The organism is Actinomadura sp. NAK00032 (genome assembly GCF_013364275.1).
Classification (GTDB): domain Bacteria; phylum Actinomycetota; class Actinomycetes; order Streptosporangiales; family Streptosporangiaceae; genus Spirillospora.
On sequence record NZ_CP054932.1, the window covers coordinates 2,453,991 to 2,476,999 of the forward strand.

The following is a 23,009-nucleotide window of genomic DNA, read 5'->3' on the forward strand; positions in this document are numbered from 1 at the left end:
CCTATGGTTGACGCATGACCGAACCCACGCAGTCCCACCTCCAGGTCCGGCTCGACGACCTCATCAACTCGATCAAGGAGGTCCACCCCGACGCGCTCGAGCAGCTCACCAGCGCGGTGCTCGCCGCCGAGCACCTCGGCGAGGTCGCCGACCACCTCATCGGCCACTTCGTCGACCAGGCCCGCCGCTCCGGCGCGTCCTGGACCGACATCGGCAAGAGCATGGGCGTCAGCAAGCAGGCCGCGCAGAAGCGCTTCGTCCCCAAGAGCGCGGGCGACTTCAACCCGTCCGAGGCCTTCTCCCGGTACACCACCCGCGCCCGCAACGTCGTCGTCGGGTCGCAGACCGAGGCCCGCGCCGCCGGCAGCCCGGAGATCACCACCGCCCACCTCGTCCTCGGCCTGCTCTCCGAGCCCGAGGCGCTCGCGGCCAAGGCCATCACCGCGCAGGGCGTCCTGCTGGACACCGTCCGCCAGGCCGCGACCGCCGCGCTGCCGCCCGAGTCCGCCGAGCTCCCGGCGCTGATCCCCTTCGACCAGGACGCCAAGAAGGCCCTCGAACTGACCTTCCGCGAGGCCCTGCGCCTCGGCCACAACTACATCGGCACCGAGCACATCCTGCTCGCCCTCCTGGAGTTCGAGAACGGCTCCGGCGTCCTCTCCGACCTCGGGATCACCAAGCCCGCCGCCGAGGAGAAGATCACCGAGACCCTGAAGTCGCTCACCCCGCCCCGGATCACGTAGACCCGGGCGCGAGGGGCGCGACCGATGAGTTCCGGGGGGCGCGCGGGTCTGCACCGGCATGGAGAAGCTCATCACCGTCAACGGCGCCGAACTCTGTACGGAGACCTTCGGCGGCGCGGACGACGTGCCGGTGCTGCTGATCGGGAACACGATGCTCACGTGGCCCGACGCCCTGTGCGAACGGCTGGCGGCGCTGCGCCGCCTGGTCGTCCGCTACGACCTGCGCGACACCGGGCGCTCGGCCGCGACCGATCCGGAGGCGCCCGCCTACACCCTCCGGGACCTGGTCGCGGACGCCGCGGGCCTGCTCGACGCGCTCGGCCTGGAGCGCGCGCACGTCGCCGGCACCGGCCCCGGCGGGTGGATCGCCCAGCTCCTCGCCCTCGACCACCCCGGCCGCGTCGCCACCCTCACCCTGATCGGCACCCGGCCCACGGCGCCCGGCCCCGCCGACCCCGACCTGCCCGAGCACGCGCCCGAGCTCATGAAGCACCTCATGAACCCGCCGCCGGTGGACTGGGCGGACCGGGCCTCCGTCGTCGCGTTCCTGCTGGAGAACGCCCGGCACAGGGGCGGCCGCGACTTCGACGAGGACGAGGCGCGCGAGAACATCGAAAGCGTCCACGACCGGACCCGCCCCGGAGACCCGGGCGGGAAGTTCCACCGCGCCGACCAGATGGGCACCGTCTTCGCCGCGCTCGACTGCGGCGGCCGCTGGCGCGAGCGCCTCCCGGAGATCACCGCGCCCACCCTGGTCGTCCACGGCGAGGACGACCCGTTCTTCCCGGTCGGCAACGCCGAGGCCCTCGCCGCCGAGATCCCGCGCACGGAACTGCTCGTCCTGCCGCGCACGGGAACGGGACTGCCCCGCCGGACCTGGGACACCGTCGTCCCCGCGCTCGTCCGCCACACCAGCTGAGGGCGCGGCGAGGGGGTCACATCAGGCGGAGGGCCAGGAAGAAGTCGACCCGGTCCTCCAGCCGGGACAGGTCGCGGCCGGTCAGCTCCTCCACGCGCTGGATGCGGTACCGGACGGAGTTGACGTGCAGGTGGAGCTGCTCGGCGCAGCGCGTCCACGAGCCGGAGTGCCGCAGGAACGTCTCCAGGGTGCGGACGAGGTCGGCGCCGTGGGCCCGGTCGTAGTCGAGCAGCGGGTCCAGGAGCCGCTCCTTGAACATGCGGCGGACGTCGTCCGGGACGCTCGCCAGCAGCAGGACGTGGGTGGCGAGCTCGTCGTGCCGGACGACGCAGGCGGGGTCGGGGCGGGCGGCGGCGAGGCGGCGGGCGTGCCGGGCCTCCTCGACGGCGCCGCGCAGCTCGGAGGCCGCCGCCACGCCGCTGACACCGGCCGCGAGGCCGCCCCCGCCGAGGCCGGGGGCCAGCAGGCCGAGAGCGTCCTGGAGTTCCGCGGCGACGTCGGGCCCACCGGCCGGGACGAGCCCGACCACCTCGTCGTCCAGCAGGGCCGCCACCCGGATAGGCAGGATCTCGGCGAGGACGGTCCGGACCTCGCCCGGCCGGAGACCGTCCCGCCCGGAGGCGGCCACGGCGACGTGCGTCCCGTCCGCGGGCAGGCCGAGCCGGGCGGCGTCCCCGGCGATGAGCAGGCCGCCGTCGACGGCGGCGGGCGTGTCGCGGCGGGCCCGCTCCAGCGCGACGATCGCGGCGAGCTCGGCGGTGAGGGCGCGGCGCTCGGCGGGCCAGTCGGCGAAGTCGCCGTCGACGACGAGGAACCAGTCCGCGACGCGGGGCGTGCCGCCGCCGGCGACCGGGAACAGCGACGCGTCGAGCGCGGGCTCGTGGTGCGGCAGCCGGGGCGCGGCGAGGAACGCGCGGGCGAGGGCCTCGGGGCCGGCCGGGGCGGGGCCCGCGACGACGCGCCCGGTCGGGGCCAGCACGTGGCAGTGCCCGACCAGGTCGAGGACGGCGCCGAGGCCGGTGCCCTCGACGAGGCGGCGGTGCCGGTCCAGCACGGCGGCGAGGTCGGCGGCCCGGGCGGCCGACAGGTGCCGGACGACCTCCTCGGTGACGGTCGCGAACGCCACGTCCTCCGGCACCTTGAACAGCGGGAGCCGGTGCCGGCGGCAGGCGTCGACGAGGTCGTCCGGAATGGCGCCGAGCGCGAGGTCCCAGGCGGCCAGGCCCGAGACGCCCGCCTCGGCGAGCGCCCGGACGAACGTCTCCGAGTCGGCGGGGCGGGTCCGCCAGACGAGCCCGGTCAGCACGAGCTCCCGCCCGCGCAGGTAGCGGCCCGGATCGAGCAGGTCGGTCGTGACCACCCACCGGATCGCGCGGTCCAGCTCGTCCGCGCCGGTCACGACCTCCAACCGCAGCTCCGGCATCGCGAGCAGGGAACGCAGCCTCATATGGAGGAACATACAAAGCGCCGCGCGCGGGTGGGAGCACAGTTCGGACGTCCTGTGCCTCGACCCGCCGCCGGAGGCGTGTGTGTACTGGCAGGCGTGGAGCTGAGCGAGGCGGAGCTGGCGGCGTGCTGCGCGTCCCGCCGGTGGGTCGCGGCCGTCGCGGGGCACCGGGACATGGCGGCGCTGCGCGCGGCCTCGCGGCGGGCCCTGGAGAAGCTGGCGTGGGCCGACGTCGAGGAGGCGCTCGCGGCGCATCCGCGCATCGGGGAGCGCGCGGGCGGCGGCGGGCGGGAGGCCGGCTGGTCGCGGGGCGAGCAGTCCGGGATGGACGGCGCGGCGGCCGAGCTGCGGGACGCGCTCGTCGAGGGCAACCGGGCTTACGAGGAGCGTTTCGGGCATGTGTTCCTGATCCGCGCGTCGGGAAGGTCGGCCTTGGAGATGCTCGCCGAACTCCGGGAGCGGCTCGGCAACGACGCCGCGACCGAGCGGGCCGTCGTCCGGAGGGAGCTGGCCGAGATCGTCGACCTGCGGCTGGTGAAGCTGGCGGAGGAGAGGGCATGAGCCTGTCGACGCACGTGCTGGACGCGGCGAAGGGGGCGCCGGCGGCGGGTGTCGCCGTGCGCCTCGACCGCCGCGACGGGGACGGCTGGACCGTCCTGGCCGAGGCCCGTACCGACGCCGACGGCCGGATCCGGGAGTGGGGCGCGGAGCCGGGGAATGGCGTGCACCGCCTCACGTTCGACACCGCCGGCCTGTCGGAGTTCTACCCCGAGGTCACCGTGGCGTTCACCATCGGCGACCCGGGGCGGCACTACCACGTCCCGCTGCTGATCAGCCCGTTCGCGTACTCGACCTACCGGGGGAGCTAGATGGCCGTCGTCCTCGGAGAGAACCGCTACGGGAAGGCGGAGACCCGCGTCGTCCGCGTGACCCGGGACGGCGCCGCCCACCGGCTCAAGGACGTCAGCGTCAGCGTCCTGCTGTCCGGCGCGATGGACGAGGTGCACCTGACCGGCGACAACGCGGCCGTCCTGCCGACCGACAGCCAGAAGAACACCGTGTTCGCGTTCGCCAAGCGGCACGGCATCGCCGCGATCGAGGACTTCGGCCTGCTGCTCGCGCGGCACTTCACGGCGTCGCAGCCGGCGGTCGCGCACGCGCGGGTCGAGATCCGCGAGTACGGCTGGCGCCGGATCGCGGGCGGGCACTCGTTCGTCCGGGACGGCGGCGAGGTCAGGACGGCGCTGGTCCACCACGACGCCGACGGCACCGAGAGCGTCGTGTCCGGCCTCACCGACCTGGTCGTGCTGAACTCGACCGGCAGCGAGTTCCACGGGTTCGCGCGGGACGAGTACACGACCCTCGAACCGACCGACGACCGCGTCCTGGCGACGGCCGTCACCGCCCGATGGCGCCACAGGACGGCGGACGCGGCATGGGACGGCTCGTACGCCGCCGCCCGCGGCGCCCTGCTCACCGCCTTCGCCGAGACGCACAGCCTCTCGCTCCAGCAGACGCTCTTCCAGATGGGGCGCACCGTCCTGGACGGCCAGGACGGCATCTGCGAGATCAGGCTGTCGCTGCCCAACAAGCACCACTTCCTGGTCGACCTGGAGCCGTTCGGCCTGCACAACGACAACGAGGTCTACTTCGCGGCGGACCGCCCGTACGGACTCATCGAAGGCACGGTGCTCACCGATGACGCGCGGGACGCCCCGTCCGCCTGGAACTGAGGAACCCTGGAGACATGGACTTCCTGCGACCGCTGACCTGGGAGGACGCGCTGGCCGCCAAGGCGGCGCGGCCGGGCGCGCGGCCCGTGCAGGGCGGCACCGACGTCATGGTCGAGATCAACTTCGACCGGGACCGGCCCGAGGCGCTGCTCGACCTGACCCGGATCCGCGCCCTCACCGAATGGGACATGGCGGACGGCCGGCTCCGCGTCGGCGCAGGCGTCCCCTACGCGCGGCTGATCACCGAGCTGGGCGGGCCGCTGCCCGGCCTGGCACAGGCGTCCCGGACGGTCGGGTCGCCGCAGATCCGCAACCGGGGCACCGCCGGCGGCAACCTCGGCGCGGCGTCGCCCGCCGGGGACGCCCATCCGCCGCTGCTGGCCGGGGACGCGGTGGTCGAGGCCGAGTCGGCGGCGCGCGGCGTCCGGATGATCCCGGCCGCCCGGTTCTTCACCGGCGTGAAGCGCAACGCGCTGGAGCCGGACGAGCTGATCCGCGCGTTCTGGGCGGTGCCCGCGTCCGGCCCGCAGTACTTCTCCAAGATCGGCACCCGGAACGCGATGGTGATCGCCGTGTGCTCGTTCGCGCTGGCCCTGCACCCGGAGGAGCGGCGCGTCGGCACCGGCCTCGGCTCCGCCGCGCCGACCCCGCGCACCGCCCCCGAGGCAGAGGCGTTCATCTCCCACGAGTTGGACTGGGGCGGCCGCCGCCCGCTCGCCGAGTCGGCGGTGCGGCGGTTCGGCGACCTGGTGCGGGACGCGGCGTCCCCCATCGACGACGTCCGGGGGACGGGCGGCTACCGCAGGCACGCGCTGTCGGTGATGGCGCGCCGCACCCTGACCTGGGCCTGGGACGAGTACCGCGCGGGAGCGAACGGAAGGAGGGCGTCCTGATGCGCGTGAACGTCACCGTGAACGGGGCGGCGGAGGCCGTGGACGACGTGTGGGAGGGCGAGAGCCTCCTCTACATGCTGCGCGAGCGGATGGGCCTGCCCGGCTCGAAGAACGCCTGCGAGCAGGGCGAATGCGGCTCCTGCACCGTCTACCTGGACGGCGTGCCGGTGTGCGCCTGCCTGGTCGCGGCCGGGCAGGCCGAGGGCCGCGAGGTCGTGACCGTCGAGGGCCTGGCCGAGGGGCCGCCCGGCGGCGAGCGGCTGGATCCCGTCCAGGAGGCGTTCGTGGAGACGGGCGCCGTCCAGTGCGGGTTCTGCACGCCGGGGCTGATCGTCCAGTCGCACGACCTGCTCGCCCGGAACCCGGCGCCGAGCGACGCGGAGATCCGCGAGGCGCTCGCCGGGAACCTGTGCCGCTGCACCGGCTACGAGAAGATCCTGGACGCGGTGCGCCTGGCCGCGCGGCGGAGGGCCACCGCATGATCATCGAGAACGCGCACGTCGTCACCGTCTCCGGCGAGGAGTACCCGGACGGCCACATCGTGATCGACGGCGACCGCATCACCGCCGTCGGCCCCGGGAGGGCGCCCGGCGCCGACCCGGAGCGGATCGACGCCCGCGGCTGCCTGGCCACCCCAGGCCTGGTCAACGCCCACCACCACCTCTACCAGTGGGCGAGCCAGGGCATGGTCACCGACGGCACGCTGTTCGAGTGGCTGAGCACCCTCTACAAGCCCTGGTCGAAGATGGACGCCGAGGTCGTCGCGGGCGCGGCGACCGCCGGGCTGGCGTGGCTCGCCAAGTCGGGTTGCACCACCTCCACCGACCACCACTACCTGTTCCCCAAGGGGCGCGGCGACCTGTTCGCGGCGGAGATCGACGCGGCCCGGGAGGTCGGCGTCCGGTTCCACCCGTGCCGGGGCTCGATGGACCGGGGCGAGTCGCAGGGCGGCCTCCCGCCGGACGAGGTCGTCGAGGACCTCGACACGGTCCTCGCCGCGACCGCGGACGCGATCGACCGGTACCACGACCCGTCGCCCGGCTCGATGCTGCGCGTCGCCGTCGCGCCCTGCTCGCCGTTCTCCGTCACCCGCGACCTGCTGGTGGAGTCGGCGCGGCTGGCGCGGGACAAGGGCGTCCGGCTGCACACCCACCTCGCGGAGACGGTCGACGAGGAGGAGCACACCCGCGAGCAGTTCGGCATGACGCCCACCGAGTACATGGACTCGATCGGCTGGCTCGGCCCGGACGTGTGGCTCGCGCACTGCGTCCACCTGCACGACACCGACGTCAAGCGGCTCGCCGAGACCGGCACCGGCACCGCGCACTGCCCGAGTTCGAACGCGCGGCTCGGCGCCGGGATCGCCCGCGTGTCGCACCTGCTCGCGGAGGGCGCGCCGGTCGGGCTCGGCGTGGACGGCTCGGCGTCGGCGGAGCTCGTCCCGCTCGCCGGCGAGCTGCGGCAGGCCCTCTACATGCAGCGCGCCCGCTACGGCCCGACCGCGCTGACCGCCCGGCAGGCCCTGGAGATGGCGACGCTCGGCGGCGCCCGCTGCCTCGGCCGGGACGACGAGATCGGCTCCCTCGAACCCGGCAAGCTCGCCGACATCGCGCTGTGGCGGGTGGACGGCTTCCAGGCGGCCATCGACGACCCGGTCGTGGCGTTCGCGTTCGGCCCGGTGCCGCCGCTGCACCGCCTCCTCGTCGGCGGGCGCACCGTCGTGGACGGCGACGCCCTCGTGACCGTCCCGCAGGACGAGGCCGCACGGCGCGGCGCCGACGCCCACCGCCGCCTCATGCGGCTCGCGGAGGAGGTGCTCTAGATGGGATCACCGTCCGGCAAGGCGTCCCCGGTGAGGAGCCCCGGGCACGTCGCCGCGCCCGGTATCGGCGGGGTCGGGGAGAGCCCGCTGCGGCCGGACGGGACGCTCAAGGCCACCGGCGAGTTCGCGTACGCGTCCGACCTGTGGATGGAGGGCATGCTGTGGGGCGCGACGCTCCGCAGCCCGCACCCGCGCGCGCTGATCCGGTCGATCGGCATCGGGCCGGCGCTCGCGCTGCCCGGTGTCCGGGCCGTGCTCACCCACGCCGACGTGCCGGGCCGCAAGGTGTTCGGCATCGACCACACCGAGGACCAGCCCGTCCTCGCGATCGACCAGGTCCGGCACCAGGGCGAACCGGTCGCGCTCGTCGCCGCCGACCACCCGGAGACGGCGCGGCGCGCGCTGGAGCTGATCTCCGTCGACTACGCGGTGCTGGAGCCGGTCACCGATCCGCGCGCCGTGATCGCCGACCCGGAGCGGCTGAAGGTGCAGGACCGGGGCGGCATCACCCGCCACCAGCCGGTCCGCGTCGGGGACGTGGACGCCGCGAAGGCGCAGGCCGACGTGGTCGTCTCGGGGGAGTACGAGGTCGGCATCCAGGACCAGGCGTTCCTCGGGCCCGAGTCCGGCCTGGCGATCCCGGCCGAGGACGGCGGCATCGACCTGTACGTCTCCACGCAGTGGATCCACAACGACCTCAAGCAGATCGCGCCCTGCCTCGGTCTCGCCGAGGACCAGGTGCACATGACGCTCGCGGGCGTCGGCGGCGCGTTCGGCGGGCGCGAGGACCTGTCGATGCAGATCCACGCCGGGATGCTCGCCCTGCGCACCGGGCGGCCGGTGAAGATGTCCTACGACCGGTACGAGTCGTTCTTCGGGCACGTCCACCGGCATCCCGCCCAGATGCGCTACGAGTACGGCGCCACCGCCGACGGGAGGCTGCTCTACGCGGACGTCGAGATCGTCCTCGACGGCGGCGCGTACACCTCGTCCACGATGAACGTCGTCGGCAACGCGGCGTCGCTCGGCGTCGGGCCGTACGAGATCCCCAACATCCGGATCGACGGGTACGGCGTCTACACCAACAACCCGCCGTGCGGGGCGATGCGCGGGTTCGGCGCCGTCCAGGCGTGCTTCGCCTACGAGTCGATGATGGACCGGCTCGGCGCGGCCTGCGGCCTCGGCCCGATCGAGATCCGCCGCCGCAACGCGGCCTCGCAGGGGTCGCGGCTCGCGACCGGCCAGGTCATCGAGTCGCCCGCGCCGCTCGCCGAGATGCTGACCCGCCTGGAGGCGATGCCCCCGCCGGCCGCCGCCGACCCGTCCGACCTGCGGAACCTGCCGGGCGGCGTCGCGCAGACGACGCACGGCGAGGGCGTCGTGCGCGGCGTCGGCTACGGCGTCGGGATCAAGAACATCTGCTTCTCCGAGGGCTTCGACGACAAGTCGACGGCCCGCGTCCGGCTGGAGGTCATCGGCGGCGCGGCGACCGCGCTCGTCCACACGGCGGCGGCCGAGGTCGGGCAGGGGCTCGTCACCGTCCAGGCGCAGGTCGCGCGGACGGAGCTGGGCGTCGAGCGGGTCACCATCGCCCCGGCCGACACCGGGGTCGGCGACGCGGGCTCCTCCAGCGCCTCCCGCCAGTCGTACATGACGGGCGGCGCGGTGAAGGCGGCCTGCGAGGCGGTCCGGGCGCGGCTGCTCGCGCTCGCCGCCGGCCGCCTCGGCCGCGCCGACCTCGCCGTCGCCGGCGGGAAGATCGTCTCGCGGTCCGGCGGGGTGCTCGGCACCATCGAGGACGTCCTCGGCGCCGACGCCATCGAGGAGACCCGCGAGTACCACCACCGGCCCACCTCCCGGATGGACCCCGTCACCGGGCAGGGCCGCAGCCACACCCAGCTCGCGCTGTGCGTGCACCGGGCCGTCGTCGACGTGGACGTGGAGCTCGGCCTCGTCAAGGTCGTCGAGCTGGCCGCCGTCCAGGACGTCGGGAAGATCATCAACCGGCTGTCGCTGGAGGGCCAGATCCACGGCGGCTCCGCGCAGGGCCTCGGCCTCGCCGTGATGGAGGAGATCGTCGTGGCGGACGGGCTCGTCCGGAACCCGTCGTTCACCGACTACCTGATCCCCACCATCCTCGACATGCCGCCCATGCGGCTGGACATCCTGGAGTACCCCGACCCGGAGGCGCCGTACGGGCTGCGCGGGGCGGGCGAGCCGCCGACGCTGTCGTCCACGCCCGCCATCGTCGCCGCGATCCGGGACGCCACCGGCCGCGCCCTCACCCGCGTCCCCGTCCGCCCCGAGCACATCGTCCAAGGAGCGCCATGACCCGGCGGCCGGATCTCGCTCAAGCACGTGCCGGGGGACCGTCGGCGGAGGAGCCCGCGTGGACGACCTCCTGATCAGGTCGCGCCGCGCCGTGCTGCCGGACGGCGAACGCCCCGCCGCCGTCGCCGTCCGCGACGGGCGGATCACCGCGATCGCCCCCTACACGGCCGACGTCCCGGCCGCCGACTCGGTCGACCTCGGCGACGTGGCGCTGCTGCCGGGCCTGGTCGACACCCACGTCCACATCAACGAACCGGGCCGCACCGAATGGGAGGGCTTCGCCACCGCGACCCGGGCCGCCGCCGCGGGCGGCGTCACCACGCTGATCGACATGCCGCTCAACGCGCTGCCGCCGACCGTCGACCCGCCCGCCCTCGCCGCCAAGCGCGCCGCCGCCGAGGGCGCGTGCGCCGTGGACGTGGGCTTCTGGGGCGGCGCCGTCCCCGGCAACCTGGCCTCGCTGCGCCCGCTGCACGACCTCGGCGTGTTCGGGTTCAAGTGCTTCACGTCCGACTCGGGCGTGCCGGAGTTCCCGCCGCTCTCCGCCACCGGGATGCGGGCCGCGTTCGCGGAGATCGCCGCGTTCGGCGGGCTGGTGATCGTCCACGCCGAGGACCCGGCGGAACTCGGCCCGCCGTCGGGCGGCGGCTACGCCGAGTTCCTCGCCTCACGGCCGCCGTCCGCCGAGCGCCTCGCCGTGGAGCGGGTCGTCCGGCTGGCCGAGGAGACCGGGGTGCGCGCCCACATCCTGCACCTGTCGGCCGCCGACTGCCTGGACGTCCTCGCCAAGGCCCGGTCGGACGGCCTTCCCGTCACCGCGGAGACCTGCCCCCACTACCTGGCCCTGTCCGCCGGCGAAGCGGCCGTCACCGCCTTCAAGTGCTGCCCGCCCATCCGCGGCACCGCCAACCGCGAACTGCTCTGGCAGGCGCTCGCGGACGGCGTCATCTCGTGCGTCGTCACCGACCACTCGCCCTGCACGCCCGACCTGAAAGAGGGCGACTTCGCGACGGCCTGGGGCGGCATCTCGTCCCTCCAACTGGGCCTGCCCGTCGTCTGGACGGCCGCACGGGAACGCGGGCTCGACCTCTGCTCGGTCGTGCGCTGGATGTCCGAGGCGCCCGCCGCCCTGGCCGGCGTCCCCGGCAAGGGCGGCATCGCCGCCGGCAACGACGCCGACCTCGTCGCCTTCGCCCCCGACGAGACGTTCACCGTGGACCCGGCGGCCCTCCACCACCGCCACCCCGTCACCCCCTACGCCGGCCGGACGCTCACCGGAGCCGTCAAGACCACCTGGCTCCGGGGAGAGCCCGCCGGTCACGGACGCCTGCTGCACCGGGGGCCGCGATGACCGCGATCACCACCCTTCCCGACCTGGCCGTCCGCGCGCTCGGCGGCTCGGTGGTGGCGGCGAGCGACGAGTCCTTCGCGGACAAGGAGAACCTCATCAACCCGTGGGCCCCGGCGTTCTCCCCGGAGACGTTCGGCCCGAAGGGCCAGCTGTACGACGGCTGGGAGACGGCCCGCCGCCGCTCCGGCGGCCACGACTGGGCGCTGATCAGGCTCGGCCTGCCCGGCGTCGTCCGCGGCGTCGTGATCGACACCGCCTGGTTCAAGGGCAACTACCCGCCCCGCGCGTCCGTGGAGGCGTGCGCCGTGGACGGCTACCCGTCCGACCTGTCCGGCGCGGACTGGGTGGAGATCGTCCCGGAGAGCCCCCTGAAGGGCGACACCGCGCACGCCTTCCCCGTGCGCGTCGAGCGGCTGTTCACCCACGTCCGCCTGAACATGTTCCCGGATGGCGGCATCGCCCGCCTCCGCGTCCACGGCGAGGTGGTCCCCGACCCCCGGCTGCTCGCCGGGCTCACCGTCGACCTGGCCGCCCTGGAGAACGGCGCCCGCGTCACCGAGTGCTCGGACATGTTCTACTCCTCGCCCGACAACATGCTGTTCCCCGGCCTGGCGCGCAACCAGGCCGAGGGCTGGGAGACGGCCCGGCGCCGCGACGGCGGCCACGACTGGGCGGTGGTCCGGCTCGCCGCGCCCGGCGTGGTCAGGCTCGCCGAGATCGACACCGCGAACCTGAAGTTCAACGCCCCCGGCGCGGCCGCCCTGCACGGCCGCGACGCCGCCGGCACCTGGCACCCCCTCCTGCCCCGGACCGGCCTGCTCCCCGACACCAGGCACCGCTTCCGCCTGACGTCTCCCGAGATCACGCACGTCCGGCTCGACATCCACCCGGACGGCGGCATCGCCCGCCTCCGCCTCCTCGGCGACCTGACCCCGGACGGCGCCCGCGCCCTCGACGCCCGCTGGACCGCCCTGAAACATTAGGCAAACCATTGACGGCCGCCAGGAATCTGCCTAAATTCTGAGCACTCCACCACCTCCGCATCCCCGTCACGGCCAAATACTCGACAAAATCCTGACGCCCGCTACGCCAACATCCATTTATTGAGTCCGGCCCAGGAGGAACCCCCATGAAACGACTCCAGGCAGGAGCCCTCGCCGCCGTCCTGGCGGCGCCCCTGGCCCTCAGCCCGGCGGCCCACGCGGCCGCCGCCCCCGCGCACTACAGCGGCACCCTCCCCGACGGCGCCACCTGGATCGCCGACGTCCCGGCCGACTGGAACGGCACGCTCGTCCTGTTCAGCCACGGCTTCGGGCCCCTCACCCCGGCCGACCGCCCGAGCGAGGCGGCCGGGAAGGCCCTCCTCGACCGCGGCTACGCGCTCGCCGGCTCGTCCTACGACCCGGACGGCTCCCTGTGGGCCCTCGGCAGCGCCGTCCGCGACCAGACCGCCACCCGCGACGCCCTCGCGGCGCTCATCGGCCGCCCCCGCCGCACCCTCGCGCTCGGCCAGTCCATGGGCGGCCTGGTCAGCGCCAAGCTCGCGGAGACCCGCGCCGTGGACGGCGTCCTCACCGCCTGCGGCATCGTCGGCGGCGGCGCCGACCTGAACAACTACCAGCTCAACGCGGGCCACACGATCGCGACCCTGCTCGCCCCGTCCCAGCGGATCAAGCTGACCGGCTACACGTCCCCCGTGGACGGCGTCGTCGCCGGTACCCAGCTCACCCAGGCCGTGGCGGACGCCCAGTCCACCCCGGCCGGCCGCGCCCGCATCGCCCTGGCCTCGGCGTTCCTCAACCAGTCGTCCTGGTTCTCCGGCGACTCCCCGCCGCCCCGCCGGGACTACGCCGCCCAGGAACTCCAGCAGTACCAGTGGCTCTCCTCGGGCGTCCTGACCTTCATCTTCAGCGGCCGCTACTCGATCGAGCAGGCCGCCGGCGGCGACAGCGCCTGGAACAAGGGCCTGGACTACGCGCGCCTCCTGCGCACGTCGGCCAACCACCGCCAGGTCAAGGCCCTCTACCGCGAGGCCGGCCTGAACCTGCGCGCCGACCTCGCCGAACTCTCCGCGACCGCCGCCAAGCAGGTCGAGCCCGGCCCCCTCGCCTGGCTGACCCGCACGTCCGAACCCACCGGCCGCCTGACCGTCCCGGCCCTGACCATCCACACCATCTCCGACCAGCTCGTCCCGGTCGAGCACCAGAACGAGTACGCCAGAACCGTCCGCGCCGCGGGCCGCACCCCGCTCCTGCGCCAGGCGTACGTCAAGCGCACGGGCCACTGCAACTTCACCGCGTCCGAGTACGTCGCCTCACTCCAGACCCTGGAGAAGCGCGTGAAGACCGGCCACTGGCCCAGCACGACCGCAAAGTCCCTGAACAAGACCGCCAAGGCCCTCACCCTGGACCCCGCGGCCTTCCTCGGCTACCGCCCGACCCCCCTCGTCGTACAACCCTCACACCCCTAGCAACCGTCACACCCCTAACGAGGGAGCCGCCCCCGCCCGAGACCCCGGGCGGGGGCGGAACGCCGGGGGCGTCAGGGGGTTTCGGTGGGGTCCTCTTCGAGGAGGTCGTCGAACTCGCCGTCCTTGACGCCGGCGATGAAGGCGTCCCACTCGGCCTCGGTGAAGTAGAGGATCGGGCCCGCGGGGTTCTTGGCGTCGCGCATCACGACGGCCCTGTCACCGAAGTCCTTGTGCTGGACGGGGACGTCCTTGCCATCGATGAACTCGATGATGACCCCGTCGCTGAGGATCGGTTCCTGCTCGGTCACTGGCACACCTTCTTCGTCCTGGCTCCTGTCGGGGTCCAAGGCTAGTCGGGAAGGGGCCCGCGCCACACGGTAACCGGACGGGTGCTCAGGGGTCGATGAGGAGGCGGGCGGCGGTGATCTCCAGCCGGGACTGGATCTCCTCGGCGGTGGCGTTGCCGCGCAGCATCTCGATCATCTCCATCGTCCAGATGCCGGACAGCGCGCGGGCGGCGAGGCGGCGGGGGTCGTCGGCCGGGATGTCCTCCGGCGGGCCGGACGCGGCGCGCAGCAGCAGCTCGCTCATCCGCTCGCCGAAGTCGGTCTTGACGTCGGACAGCAGCAGCGAGCGGATCAGTGCCTCGGCCAGCTCCGGCTCGCGCATGAGGCCGCGGGTGGCGCGCATCAGCACCTCCACCGCGCGCTCGGGCGCGGCGCCGCCGCGGGGCGGGCGGCGCTCGATGCTGCCCTCGAGGAGGTCGAGCTCCTCGCTGACGACGGCGACGACCAGGTCCATCTTGGACGGGAAGTAGCGGTACAGCGTGCCGAGCGCCACCCCGGCGCGCTCGGAGACGGTGCGCATCTGCATCGCCTCGATGCCGCCGCGCGACGCCAGTGCCGCGGCGGCCTGCACGATACGCTTGCGCCGCTGGTGCTGGCTGCGGGAACGCACGCCCTGCCCCGCCGGCTGCCCCGCCGGCTGACCGTCCCCGGTCACTGTCGGCTCTGCGGTCACGGTCGCCTTCCCTTCTGTGCGGGCTCGGCCGCCCGACGTGTGTCCCCCCGAGTCTACCGCTCTTGTGAGAACGTGTTATCTGCCGACGCGGCCGCGGGTGCGGTCGAGGTGATTCCGGATCGCTCGTTTCCGCCGTACTGGGCAGGCTAACCGGCTCGGGAGCGGGAATGCCCCGGCCTCTGGACACAGACTAGAATCTGTTCTACTTTTTCGCCGTGGGCTGGTCCGGGAGGTGGGCGTGGAGAGCATCGCGGCGCTGCTGGAGGCGCGGGCGGACGACGACCGCCCCGGGCTGCGCGCCGCCGGCGGCGGCCGGGCCTGGACCTGGCGGGAGGCCGTCGCCGAGTGCGCGGTCCGCGCCGCCTGGATGGCGGGCCGCGGGGGCGCGGAGCGCCCGGTCCACGTGGGCGTGCTGCTCGACAACGTGCCCGAGATGGTGTTCCTGCTCGGCGGTGCCGCGCTGTCGGGCGCGGTGGCGGTGGCGCTGAACCCGACCCGCAGCGCCGTGGAGCTGGCCGGCGACGCCGAGCGCGCCGACTGCGACCTCGTCGTCACGCAGGACCGCTACGCGGAGAAGGCCGCCGCGCTGGGCGTTCCGGTGCTGGACGCCGGTGCCCTCGAGGCCGAGCTCGTCCCCTTCGCGGGCGCGCCGCTTCCGGACGCCTCGGCGGTCGGCCCCGGGACGCTGCTCATGCTGATCTTCACCTCGGGCACGTCCGGGCGGCCGCGCGCCGTGCGAGTCACCCACCGCAAGATGGTCGTGCCGGGGGAGATGCTCGCCGAGCGCATGCTGGACCCCGAGTCGGTCGTGTACTGCCCGATGCCGCTGTTCCACTCGGGCGCGGTCATGGCGGCGTACGCGCCGGCGCTCGCGGCGGGTGCCGAGCTGGTGCTGCGCGACCGGTTCTCGGCGTCCGGCGTCCTGCCCGACGTGCGCGCGCACGGCTGCACCTACCTGCACTACGTCGGCAAGGCGCTGTCGTACGTGCTGGCCACGCCGAAGGGCGAGGACGACGCGGCCAACCCGCTGCGGTTCGCGTTCGGGAACGAGGCGGCGCCGCTGGAGCAGAAGGCGTTCGGGGAGCGGTTCGGCTGCTTCGTCATCGACGGCTACGGCTCGACCGAGACCGCGATCTCGCTGTCGCCCGACCCGTTCGGGCCGTCCGGGGCGCTCGGGAAGCTGCCGGCGGACGTGGCCGTCCTCCACCCGGCGACCGGCGAGCCGTGCCCGCCCGCCGTGTTCGACGCCGCCGGACGGGTGGTGAACGGCGACGAGGCCATCGGCGAGCTGGTCAAGACCGGTGACATGGGCCTGTTCGACGGCTACTACAAGGAGGACGCCCCCGACCGCGTCCGCGACGGCAAGTTCTGGAGCGGCGACCTCGCCTACGCCGACGCGGACGGATACGCCTATTTCGCGGGGCGCAGTGCCGACCGGCTCCGGGTGGACGGCGAGAACTTCGGCGCCGTCCAGGTCGAGCGGGTCCTGGCGGAGCTGCCCGGCGCGCGGCAGCTCGCCGTGTACGGGGTGCCGGACGCGGCGTCCGGCGACCAGGTGATGCTGGCCCTCGCCGCCGACGGCTTCGACCCCGAGGCGTTCGCCGGCTACCTGCGCGGGCGCGCCGACCTCAGTCCGAAATGGGCGCCCCGGTACGTGCGGGTGGCGCGGGAGCTGCCCGCGACCGCCTCCAACAAGATCCTCAAGCGCCGGCTGGCCGCGGCCGGCTGGCGCACCGACGACCCGGTGTGGTGGCGGCCCGGCCGCGACCTCGCCTACCGGCCGATGACCGCGCGGGACGCGGCCGAACTGCGGGCCGAGTTCGCGCGGCGCGGCCGGCTGCACCTCCTGGAAGGGAGCGGATGAGTGGACTTCAACCTCGACGAGACCCAGCAAGAGATCAAGGGCCTCGCCGCCGAGGTGCTCGGGCGTGAATGCACGCGCGAGCGCCTGGAGGAGTTCGAGAAGAGCGGCGCCCCCTTCGACGACGTGGCGTGGAAGGGGCTCGCCCAGGCGGGGTTGCTCGGGATCGTGCTCCCCGAGGACGCCGGCGGCGCCGGGCTCGGCCCGGTCGAGCTGGCGGTGATCCTGCGGGAGGTCGGCGTGCACGCCGCCCCCGTCCCGGTGTACGCCTCGCTCGCGCTGGCGGCCGTGCCGGTCACGGAGCACGGGACGGCGGAGCAGCGCGCCCTGCTGGCCCCGCTGACCGAGGGCGCGGCGGTCCTGACCGGTGCGTACCGCGAGGTCGGCACCGCCGGGGAGGTCGCGGCGACCGCTCGGAAGGACGGTGACGGCTACGTCCTCGACGGCGTGAAGACGTTCGTCCCGTACGCGCGGGAGGCGGCGCGGATCCTCGTTCCCGCCCGCGTCGAGGGCGCGGGCGTCGGGGTGTTCCTCGTCGAGCCCGCGGCCGTGACGCTCACCGAGCAGCCGTCGGCGACGACCGAGCCGCTGTACCGGGTGGTGCTGGACGGCACGAGGGTCGCCGCGGGCGCCCTGCTCGGCGGGACGGCCGACGGCGCCGCCTGGGACACCCTCCGCCGCTCCGCCGTGGCGGGCGCGGTCGCCGTCTCGTCCGGCGTCATCGAGGGCGCGCTGGAGCTGACCAAGGAGTACACCAAGACCCGCGAGCAGTTCGACCGGGCGCTCGCGCAGTTCCAGGCCGTCACGATGCAGATCAGCGACGTCTACATCGCCAAGCGGGCGCTGGACGTGGCGGTCTGGGCGGGTGTCTGGCGGCTCGCCGAGGGCGCCGCCGACGCCGAGGAGCTGCTGACGATCGCCGCCTACAACGCGGGCGACCCCGTCATCAAGGCGCTCTACACCTGCCAGCACCTGCACGGCGGCATCGGCCTGGACATCACCTACCCGCTGCACCGCTACTTCGCGTGGGGCAAGCACTGCGCGCACCTGCTCGGCGGCGGGGACGACCGGCTCGACGCGCTCGGCGCTCTGATCGCTCAGGAGGCCTGAATGTTCATCGACCTGACCGACGAGCAGAAGAAGCTCCGCGCCGAGCTGCGCGAGTACTTCGAGAACTGCCTGACCGCCGGGCAGCGCGCCGCGATCGCGGCGGACCCGTTCGGCGACGCCTACATGGAGCACTGCCGCCGGCTCGGCCGCGACGGCATGCTCGGCGTCGCGCTGCCGAAGGAGTACGGCGGCCGCGGCTACGGCCCCGTCGAGCAGACGATCTTCGCCAACGAGATCGCCCGCGCCGAGGTCACCTACCCGCTGATCACGCTGAACTCGGTGGCGCCGACGATCCTGCAGTACGGGTCGGACGCGCACAAGGAGTTCTTCATCCCGCGCATCCTCGCGGGGGAGTGCCACTTCGCGATCGGCTACAGCGAGCCGGGCGCCGGCACCGACCTCGCGGCCCTGCGCACCACGGCGGTGCGGGACGGCGACCACTACGTGGTGAACGGGCAGAAGATCTTCACGTCCGGCGCGCACCACGCCGACTACGTGTGGCTCGCCGCCCGGACCGACCCGTCCGCGAAGAAGCACAAGGGCATCTCCATGTTCATCGTGGACTGCGCGGATCCGGGCTTCTCCTGGACGCCGATCATCACGATGGACGGCGCGCACCACACCAACTCGACGTACTTCCAGGACATCCGCGTCCCGGCGGACATGCTGATCGGCGAGGAGAACAAGGGCTGGGACCTCATCGTCAACCAGCTCAACCACGAGCGGGTCACGCTCGGCCCCGCCGGGAACATCGGGCACACCTACATCCGCTTCGAGCGCTGGGCCCGCGCCACCGCCGGACGGGACGGCCGGCCGCTCATCGAGGAGCCGTCCGTCCGCCGCGCGCTCGCCCAGGTGTACGCCTACCTGCGCGTCAACGAGATCCTGAACTGGCAGGTCGCCGCGAACCAGGACCTCGGCTGGCTCGGCGCCGCCGACGCGTCCGCCACCAAGATCTACTCCTCGGAGCGGATGCAGGACGTCGGCCGGATCGTCGGCGACGTCCTCGCCCGGCACGGCGACCCCGGCGACCCGGAGACGGCGGCCTTCATGGCGGCGGTCGACCGGCTCGCCAAGGGCGCGCTGGTGCTGACGTTCGGCGGCGGCGTCAACGAGATCCAGCGCGAGCTGATCGCGATGATCGGCCTCGGCCTGCCCCGCGCCCCGCGCTGACGGGCCGGCCCGGGGTCAGCCGGCCGCGGGGTGCGCGGGCTTCGGCTCGGCGCCGTGCGCGAACCCGGCCGCCTCGGCGGCGCTGCGCTGCGGCCCCGGCTGGGACTCCAGCCGGGGCAGGGCGCGGCGCAGGTCGTCCATGAACAGGTCGGCGAGGTCGTGCCCGAACCCGTGGCGCACCACCACCCGCAGGACGGCGAGGTCGGTGCGGTTCGCCGGGAAGGTGTAGGCGGGCACGAGCCAGCCCGACTCGCGCAGCGCGGCCGACACGTCGAACACCGTGAACGCGTCGACGCCCTCCCGCACCCGGAACGCGAACACCGGGATGTCGCCGCCGTCGGTGAGCAGTTCGAACGGGCCGAGCCGGCCGATCCCGGCGGCCAGCCGCGTCGCGACGTCCCGGCACGTCTGCTGGACGCGCCGGTACCCGTCGATGCCGAGCCGCAGGAAGTTGTAGTACTGGGCGACGACCTGCGCGCCGGGGCGGGAGAAGTTCAGCGCGAACGTCGGCATGTCCCCGCCGAGGTAGTTGACGTGGAAGACCAGGTCGTCGGGGAGCGCGCTCTCGTCCCGCCACAGCGCCCAGCCGACGCCCGGCATGACCAGGCCGTACTTGTGGCCCGAGGTGTTGATGGACGCGACGCGCGGCAGCCGGAAGTCCCATTCCAGGCCGGCGTCGAGGAACGGCGCCACCATCGCGCCGGACGCGCCGTCCACATGGATCGGGACGTCCAGGCCGGTGCGCCGCTCCAGGTCGTCGAGCGCGGCGGCGATCTCCGCGACCGGCTCGTAGCTCCCGTCGAAGGTGGACCCGAGGACGGCGACGACGCCGATGGTGTTCTCGTCGCACAGCTCCACCGCCTCGCGCGCGCCGAGGTGGTAGCGGTCGCCCTCCATCGGCACGTACCGGGGCTCGACCTCGAAGTAGTTCGCGAACTTCTCCCAGCAGATCTGCACGTTGACGCCCATGACCAGGTTCGGCCGGTCGGCGGGCTGCCCGGCGGCGCGCCGCCGCTCCCGCCAGCGGCGCTTGAGCGCGAGCCCGCCGAGCATCGCCGCCTCGCTCGACCCCGTGGTCGAGCAGCCCACCGCGCGGTGCGGGTCGGGGGCGTGCCAGAGCCGGGCGAGCATGTGCACGCAGCGCATCTCCAGTTCGGCGGTGCGCGGGTACTCGTCCTTGTCGATCATGTTCTTCTCGGCGCACTCGGCCATCAGCCGCAGCGCCTCCGGCTCCGCCCACGTCGACACGAACGTCGCGAGGTTCAGCCGCGCGTTGCCGTCCAGCATCAGCTCGTCGTGGACGATCTGGTACGCGGTGCCGGGGTCCAGCTCGCCGGCGGGCAGCGCGTAGCGGGGGATCGTCAGCGGCTCGCGGCTGAAGACGGGGTTGACCCGCAGGTCGTGGTCGCCGCTCGCGGAGGTGTGGGGATGCCTGCGGGCCCTGTCGTGGTGCTGGGCCGTGTCATGGTGCTGGGCCGTGTCGTGGTGCTGGGCCGTGCCGTGCTCACGGGCCGTGTCGTGCTTGCGGGCCATGTCGCCGTCCTTCCGCGCGCACGGGGGCGCGGCGTCCCCCGACTCCCGCATGCGGTACCCCCGGCGGCCCGTCCCACACCGGGCCCGCGGCGGGACGGCCCGCACGGACGGCTCGCCCGTCCCGCCTACTCGGCCGGGCGCGGCGGTTCGTTGAGGCCGTTCTCCAGGATGGCGAACGCCTCGTCGACCGCCTCCGCCAGCGAGCTGAACGTGCCGCCCATGCGGCGGGTGGCGTCGGAGGCGGCCTGGAACGCGCTGTGCGTCGCGGCGGCGACGACGTGCGGGCGCATGTCGGTGGCGGGGTCGAGCCCCATCCGCCGCGCGACGATCTCGGTGATCAGCGCCTGCTTGCGCTGCGCGTGCTCCAGGCTGCCCGCGAGCAGGGCGGGGCTGTCGCTGACCATCGTCAGCATGCACTCGAAGCGGTCGGGGTCGAAGCCGAGCTCGCCGGCCTCGCAGGCGCGGGCGATCTCCACCACGGTGCGGCGCAGCGCCGTCATGATCGGCTCGTCGGCGGGACGCGCGGCGAGCGCGGCCGTGACGGCCTGGACCTGCTCCTCCTGGAAGGTGAGCGCCACGTCCTCCTTCGAGGCGAAGTAGCGGAAGAACGTCCGGGCGGAGACGTCCACGGCGTCGGCGATCTCCTCGACGGTGGTGGCGTCGAAGCCCTTCTCGGCGAAGAGGGTGAACGCGGCGTCGATGAGCGCCTCGCGGGTGCGCTGCTTCTTGCGTTCGCGCCGGCCCGGGGGCTGGGGTCCGGGACCGGGGGCGCCTGTCTCGGCGGCGCCGGTCTCGGGGGCGGTCGCGGTCATGGGCGAAGTGTAACCAGCGGGTGAACCCGCGCCAAGCGCCAGCCGAAGAATCTTGTCTCGGAGTGACTGATGTCGCATATAGGCGATCGGCATTTGACGACAAATGTCACGGCATGACACTTTGAGGACCTACCCAAGCCGGAGGTCGATTCAATGACTCATTCCCAGAGCGCCGGGACACTCGAACCCGGCGCCGTCAAAGTCCCGCCGCGCGACCAGCCGCGCGCACGCTCCGCGAGACCGGGGCACGGGCATCCCTGGCTCACGCTCCTCGCCGTCGCGCTCGGCGTGATGATGGTCGGGCTGGACGCGACCGTCGTGTCCATCGCCAACCCCGCGATCGCCAAGGACCTCGGCGCGAGCCTGTCCGGGCTGCAGTGGGTGACGAACGCCTACCTGCTCGCGCTCGCCGTCACGCTGATCCCGGCCGGGAAGATCGCCGACCGGTTCGGGCGCAAGCGGACGTTCCTGGCCGGCGTGGTCGGGTTCGCGGTGTCCTCGGTGCTGATCGGGCTGTCCGGCGGGCTCGGCATGGTGATCTTCTGGCGCGTCGTGCAGGGCCTGGCCGGCGCGCTGCTGCAGCCCGCCAGCCTCGCCATCCTGCGCAACACCTTCCCCGCCGAGCGGCTCAACACCGCGATCGGCATCTGGGGCGGCACGCTCGGCGTCTCCATCGCGGGCGGCCCGATCGTCGCCGGGCTGCTGGTCGAGAACGTCAACTGGGAGTCGGTGTTCTTCCTCAACGCCCCGCTCGGGCTGGTCGCGCTGCTGGTCGGCTTCTGGGTGATCCGCGAGTCGCGGGACGAGGAGGCCGCCGGCTCGTTCGACCTGCCCGGCGTCGCGCTGCTCACCGGCGCGCTGTTCGCGCTGGTGTGGGGCCTCATCAAGGCCGGCGAGCACGGGTTCGGGGACGCCGTCCCGCTGGTGTCGTTCGCCGCGTCCGCCGTGCTGTTCGCCGTGTTCGCCTGGAACGAGCTGCGGGCGGAGAACCCGCTGCTGCCGCTGAGCCTGTTCCGCTCGGTGTCGCTGTCGGCGGCGACCGGGCTGATCGTCCTCGGCTTCTTCGCGATGTTCGGGACGATCTTCTTCCTCACCCTCTACCTGCAGCAGGTGCACGGGATGAGCCCGGTGGACGCCGGTGTCCGGCTGCTGCCGATGACCGCCGTGTTCATCGTCGCGTCCCCGATCGCGGGCGCGCTCACCAGCAGGTTCGGGCCGCGGCTGCCGCTCGTCCTCGGGATGGTGTTCACCGCGGCCGCGATGTTCGGGCTGTCGCGCGTCGGGGTGGACGCCGCCTACGTGCAGCTCTGGCCGTGGTTCATCCTCATCGGGCTGGCGTTCGGGATGGTCCTCGTCGCCGGGACCGAGGCCATCGTCGGCAACGCCCCCGCCCACCTCGCGGGCGTCGCGGGCGGGCTCCAGCAGACCGCCTCGCAGGTCGGCGGCGTCCTCGGCACGTCCGTGCTGGGCGTGCTGCTGTCCACCAAGGTCGGCGACGTGCTGTTCGGCCGGCTCACCGACGCCGGCGTCCCCGCACCGGCCGCGCACCAGCTCGAAGGGGCCGGCGGGCTCGTGTCGCAGGGCGTGGCGCCCGTCCCGCCCGGCACGCCGGAGGGGGCCGCGGACGCCATCACCACCGGCAGCCACCTGGCGTTCATGGACGGCTTCCAGACGTCGCTGAGCGTCGCCGCCGCGGTCGCGCTCGTCGCCGCCCTCGCCGCGCTGCTCGTGCGGCGCGGCAGCACCGCGGTCGACGGTGCCGTGGCGGTCTGAGCGGCCGGGGTTAGGCTG

21 protein-coding genes are annotated in these 23,009 nt (G+C 73.9%); 16 read left to right on the forward strand and 5 right to left on the reverse strand.

All coding sequences use genetic code 11. From position 1 onward, the window contains the following. The first annotated feature begins 14 nt into the window (after positions 1 to 14). Together HUT06_RS11485 and HUT06_RS11490 are read left to right on the forward strand one after the other, a co-directional pair. Positions 15 to 743 (forward strand): Clp protease N-terminal domain-containing protein, encoded by a 729-nt coding sequence (locus HUT06_RS11485; RefSeq protein ID WP_176195709.1) that lies wholly within the window; start codon positions 15 to 17, stop codon positions 741 to 743. A 58-nt stretch (positions 744 to 801) separates the two neighbouring features. Then, complete coding sequence (locus HUT06_RS11490) at positions 802 to 1,662, forward strand: alpha/beta fold hydrolase (protein ID WP_176195710.1); 861 nt, start codon at positions 802 to 804, stop codon at positions 1,660 to 1,662. 16 nt (positions 1,663 to 1,678) lie between these two features. Here the strand turns inward: HUT06_RS11490 and HUT06_RS11495 are convergent, their stop codons facing one another. Continuing rightward, positions 1,679 to 3,109, reverse strand: a complete 1,431-nt coding sequence (locus tag HUT06_RS11495) for a PucR family transcriptional regulator ligand-binding domain-containing protein (RefSeq protein ID WP_176195711.1) — start codon at positions 3,107 to 3,109, stop codon at positions 1,679 to 1,681. A 96-nt stretch (positions 3,110 to 3,205) separates the two neighbouring features. Here HUT06_RS11495 and uraD point away from each other — a divergent pair, with 96 nt between their 5' ends. The 10 genes from uraD to HUT06_RS11545 all read left to right on the forward strand — a co-directional run bounded on the left by uraD (position 3,206) and on the right by HUT06_RS11545 (position 13,709). Beyond that, positions 3,206 to 3,670, forward strand: a complete 465-nt coding sequence (gene uraD / locus HUT06_RS11500) for a 2-oxo-4-hydroxy-4-carboxy-5-ureidoimidazoline decarboxylase (RefSeq protein WP_254715120.1) — start codon at positions 3,206 to 3,208, stop codon at positions 3,668 to 3,670. Then, a complete protein-coding gene (gene uraH, locus HUT06_RS11505) occupies positions 3,667 to 3,978 on the forward strand; it encodes a hydroxyisourate hydrolase (RefSeq protein WP_176195713.1) in 312 nt (103 codons plus the stop codon). Before uraD ends, uraH begins: the two co-directional genes overlap by 4 nt. Beyond that, a complete protein-coding gene (pucL, locus tag HUT06_RS11510; protein WP_176195714.1) occupies positions 3,979 to 4,842 on the forward strand; it encodes a factor-independent urate hydroxylase in 864 nt (287 codons plus the stop codon). Positions 4,843 to 4,856: 14 nt separating this feature from the next. After that, positions 4,857 to 5,735, forward strand: a complete 879-nt coding sequence (locus HUT06_RS11515; protein ID WP_176195715.1) for a xanthine dehydrogenase family protein subunit M — start codon at positions 4,857 to 4,859, stop codon at positions 5,733 to 5,735. Continuing rightward, entirely contained in the window at positions 5,735 to 6,217 is a 483-nt protein-coding gene (locus HUT06_RS11520) for a (2Fe-2S)-binding protein (RefSeq protein WP_176195716.1), read from the forward strand. Before HUT06_RS11515 ends, HUT06_RS11520 begins: the two co-directional genes overlap by 1 nt. Then, positions 6,214 to 7,557 (forward strand): 8-oxoguanine deaminase, encoded by a 1,344-nt coding sequence (locus tag HUT06_RS11525; protein WP_176195717.1) that lies wholly within the window; start codon positions 6,214 to 6,216, stop codon positions 7,555 to 7,557. The genes HUT06_RS11520 and HUT06_RS11525 overlap by 4 nt, the downstream gene beginning before the upstream one ends. Then, on the forward strand, positions 7,558 to 9,888 hold the full coding sequence (gene pucD, locus HUT06_RS11530; protein ID WP_176195718.1) for a xanthine dehydrogenase subunit D: 2,331 nt from the start codon (positions 7,558 to 7,560) through the stop codon (positions 9,886 to 9,888). It begins immediately after the preceding gene. Positions 9,889 to 9,946: 58 nt separating this feature from the next. After that, positions 9,947 to 11,239, forward strand: a complete 1,293-nt coding sequence (gene allB, locus HUT06_RS11535; RefSeq protein WP_176195719.1) for an allantoinase AllB — start codon at positions 9,947 to 9,949, stop codon at positions 11,237 to 11,239. Next, positions 11,236 to 12,222: an allantoicase gene (gene alc, locus HUT06_RS11540; RefSeq protein WP_176195720.1), complete on the forward strand. Its 987-nt coding sequence runs from the start codon at positions 11,236 to 11,238 to the stop codon at positions 12,220 to 12,222. The genes allB and alc overlap by 4 nt, the downstream gene beginning before the upstream one ends. Positions 12,223 to 12,368: 146 nt before the next feature. Next, positions 12,369 to 13,709: an alpha/beta hydrolase gene (locus tag HUT06_RS11545; RefSeq protein ID WP_176195721.1), complete on the forward strand. Its 1,341-nt coding sequence runs from the start codon at positions 12,369 to 12,371 to the stop codon at positions 13,707 to 13,709. A 71-nt stretch (positions 13,710 to 13,780) separates the two neighbouring features. Here HUT06_RS11545 and HUT06_RS11550 read toward each other — a convergent pair whose 3' ends face one another. Both HUT06_RS11550 and HUT06_RS11555 read right to left on the reverse strand, forming a co-directional pair. Next, positions 13,781 to 14,017, reverse strand: a complete 237-nt coding sequence (locus tag HUT06_RS11550) for a DUF397 domain-containing protein (RefSeq protein ID WP_176195722.1) — start codon at positions 14,015 to 14,017, stop codon at positions 13,781 to 13,783. An 85-nt stretch (positions 14,018 to 14,102) separates the two neighbouring features. Continuing rightward, positions 14,103 to 14,729, reverse strand: a complete 627-nt coding sequence (locus HUT06_RS11555; protein ID WP_254715121.1) for a TetR family transcriptional regulator — start codon at positions 14,727 to 14,729, stop codon at positions 14,103 to 14,105. 238 nt (positions 14,730 to 14,967) lie between these two features. Between HUT06_RS11555 and HUT06_RS11560 the strand changes: the two genes are divergently transcribed. The 3 genes from HUT06_RS11560 to HUT06_RS11570 are packed head-to-tail and all read left to right on the forward strand — an operon-like array spanning position 14,968 to position 18,873. Beyond that, the gene (locus HUT06_RS11560) at positions 14,968 to 16,593 is read left to right on the forward strand and encodes an AMP-binding protein (RefSeq protein ID WP_254715122.1); all 1,626 of its coding nucleotides are present in this window, start codon (positions 14,968 to 14,970) and stop codon (positions 16,591 to 16,593) included. Beyond that, on the forward strand, positions 16,594 to 17,700 hold the full coding sequence (locus tag HUT06_RS11565; RefSeq protein ID WP_176195724.1) for an acyl-CoA dehydrogenase family protein: 1,107 nt from the start codon (positions 16,594 to 16,596) through the stop codon (positions 17,698 to 17,700). Then, positions 17,701 to 18,873, forward strand: a complete 1,173-nt coding sequence (locus HUT06_RS11570) for an acyl-CoA dehydrogenase family protein (protein WP_176195725.1) — start codon at positions 17,701 to 17,703, stop codon at positions 18,871 to 18,873. A gap of 15 nt (positions 18,874 to 18,888) precedes the next feature. On the opposite strand, the gene HUT06_RS11575 is transcribed toward HUT06_RS11570, so the two are convergent. Then, on the reverse strand, positions 18,889 to 20,406 hold the full coding sequence (locus tag HUT06_RS11575) for a glutamate decarboxylase (RefSeq protein WP_176195726.1): 1,518 nt from the start codon (positions 20,404 to 20,406) through the stop codon (positions 18,889 to 18,891). A 125-nt stretch (positions 20,407 to 20,531) separates the two neighbouring features. Beyond that, positions 20,532 to 21,218, reverse strand: a complete 687-nt coding sequence (locus HUT06_RS11580) for a TetR family transcriptional regulator (RefSeq protein WP_176195727.1) — start codon at positions 21,216 to 21,218, stop codon at positions 20,532 to 20,534. 153 nt (positions 21,219 to 21,371) lie between these two features. On the opposite strand from HUT06_RS11580, the gene HUT06_RS11585 reads away from it, so the two are divergent. Then, positions 21,372 to 22,991, forward strand: a complete 1,620-nt coding sequence (locus HUT06_RS11585) for an MFS transporter (RefSeq protein ID WP_176195728.1) — start codon at positions 21,372 to 21,374, stop codon at positions 22,989 to 22,991. Positions 22,992 to 23,009 lie beyond the last annotated feature (18 nt).

Coding starts and splice junctions, on each gene's coding strand:
- HUT06_RS11580 (WP_176195727.1), bottom strand. CDS start 21,218: ATGACCGCGACCGCCCCCGAGACCGGCGCCGCCGAGACAGGCGCCCCC.
- HUT06_RS11515 (WP_176195715.1), top strand. CDS start 4,857: ATGGACTTCCTGCGACCGCTGACCTGGGAGGACGCGCTGGCCGCCAAG.
- HUT06_RS11570 (WP_176195725.1), top strand. CDS start 17,701: ATGTTCATCGACCTGACCGACGAGCAGAAGAAGCTCCGCGCCGAGCTG.
- HUT06_RS11495 (WP_176195711.1), bottom strand. CDS start 3,109: ATGAGGCTGCGTTCCCTGCTCGCGATGCCGGAGCTGCGGTTGGAGGTC.
- HUT06_RS11490 (WP_176195710.1), top strand. CDS start 802: ATGGAGAAGCTCATCACCGTCAACGGCGCCGAACTCTGTACGGAGACC.
- HUT06_RS11585 (WP_176195728.1), top strand. CDS start 21,372: ATGACTCATTCCCAGAGCGCCGGGACACTCGAACCCGGCGCCGTCAAA.
- HUT06_RS11520 (WP_176195716.1), top strand. CDS start 5,735: ATGCGCGTGAACGTCACCGTGAACGGGGCGGCGGAGGCCGTGGACGAC.
- pucL (WP_176195714.1), top strand. CDS start 3,979: ATGGCCGTCGTCCTCGGAGAGAACCGCTACGGGAAGGCGGAGACCCGC.
- HUT06_RS11545 (WP_176195721.1), top strand. CDS start 12,369: ATGAAACGACTCCAGGCAGGAGCCCTCGCCGCCGTCCTGGCGGCGCCC.
- HUT06_RS11525 (WP_176195717.1), top strand. CDS start 6,214: ATGATCATCGAGAACGCGCACGTCGTCACCGTCTCCGGCGAGGAGTAC.
- pucD (WP_176195718.1), top strand. CDS start 7,558: ATGGGATCACCGTCCGGCAAGGCGTCCCCGGTGAGGAGCCCCGGGCAC.
- uraH (WP_176195713.1), top strand. CDS start 3,667: ATGAGCCTGTCGACGCACGTGCTGGACGCGGCGAAGGGGGCGCCGGCG.
- HUT06_RS11485 (WP_176195709.1), top strand. CDS start 15: ATGACCGAACCCACGCAGTCCCACCTCCAGGTCCGGCTCGACGACCTC.
- HUT06_RS11575 (WP_176195726.1), bottom strand. CDS start 20,406: ATGGCCCGCAAGCACGACACGGCCCGTGAGCACGGCACGGCCCAGCAC.
- alc (WP_176195720.1), top strand. CDS start 11,236: ATGACCGCGATCACCACCCTTCCCGACCTGGCCGTCCGCGCGCTCGGC.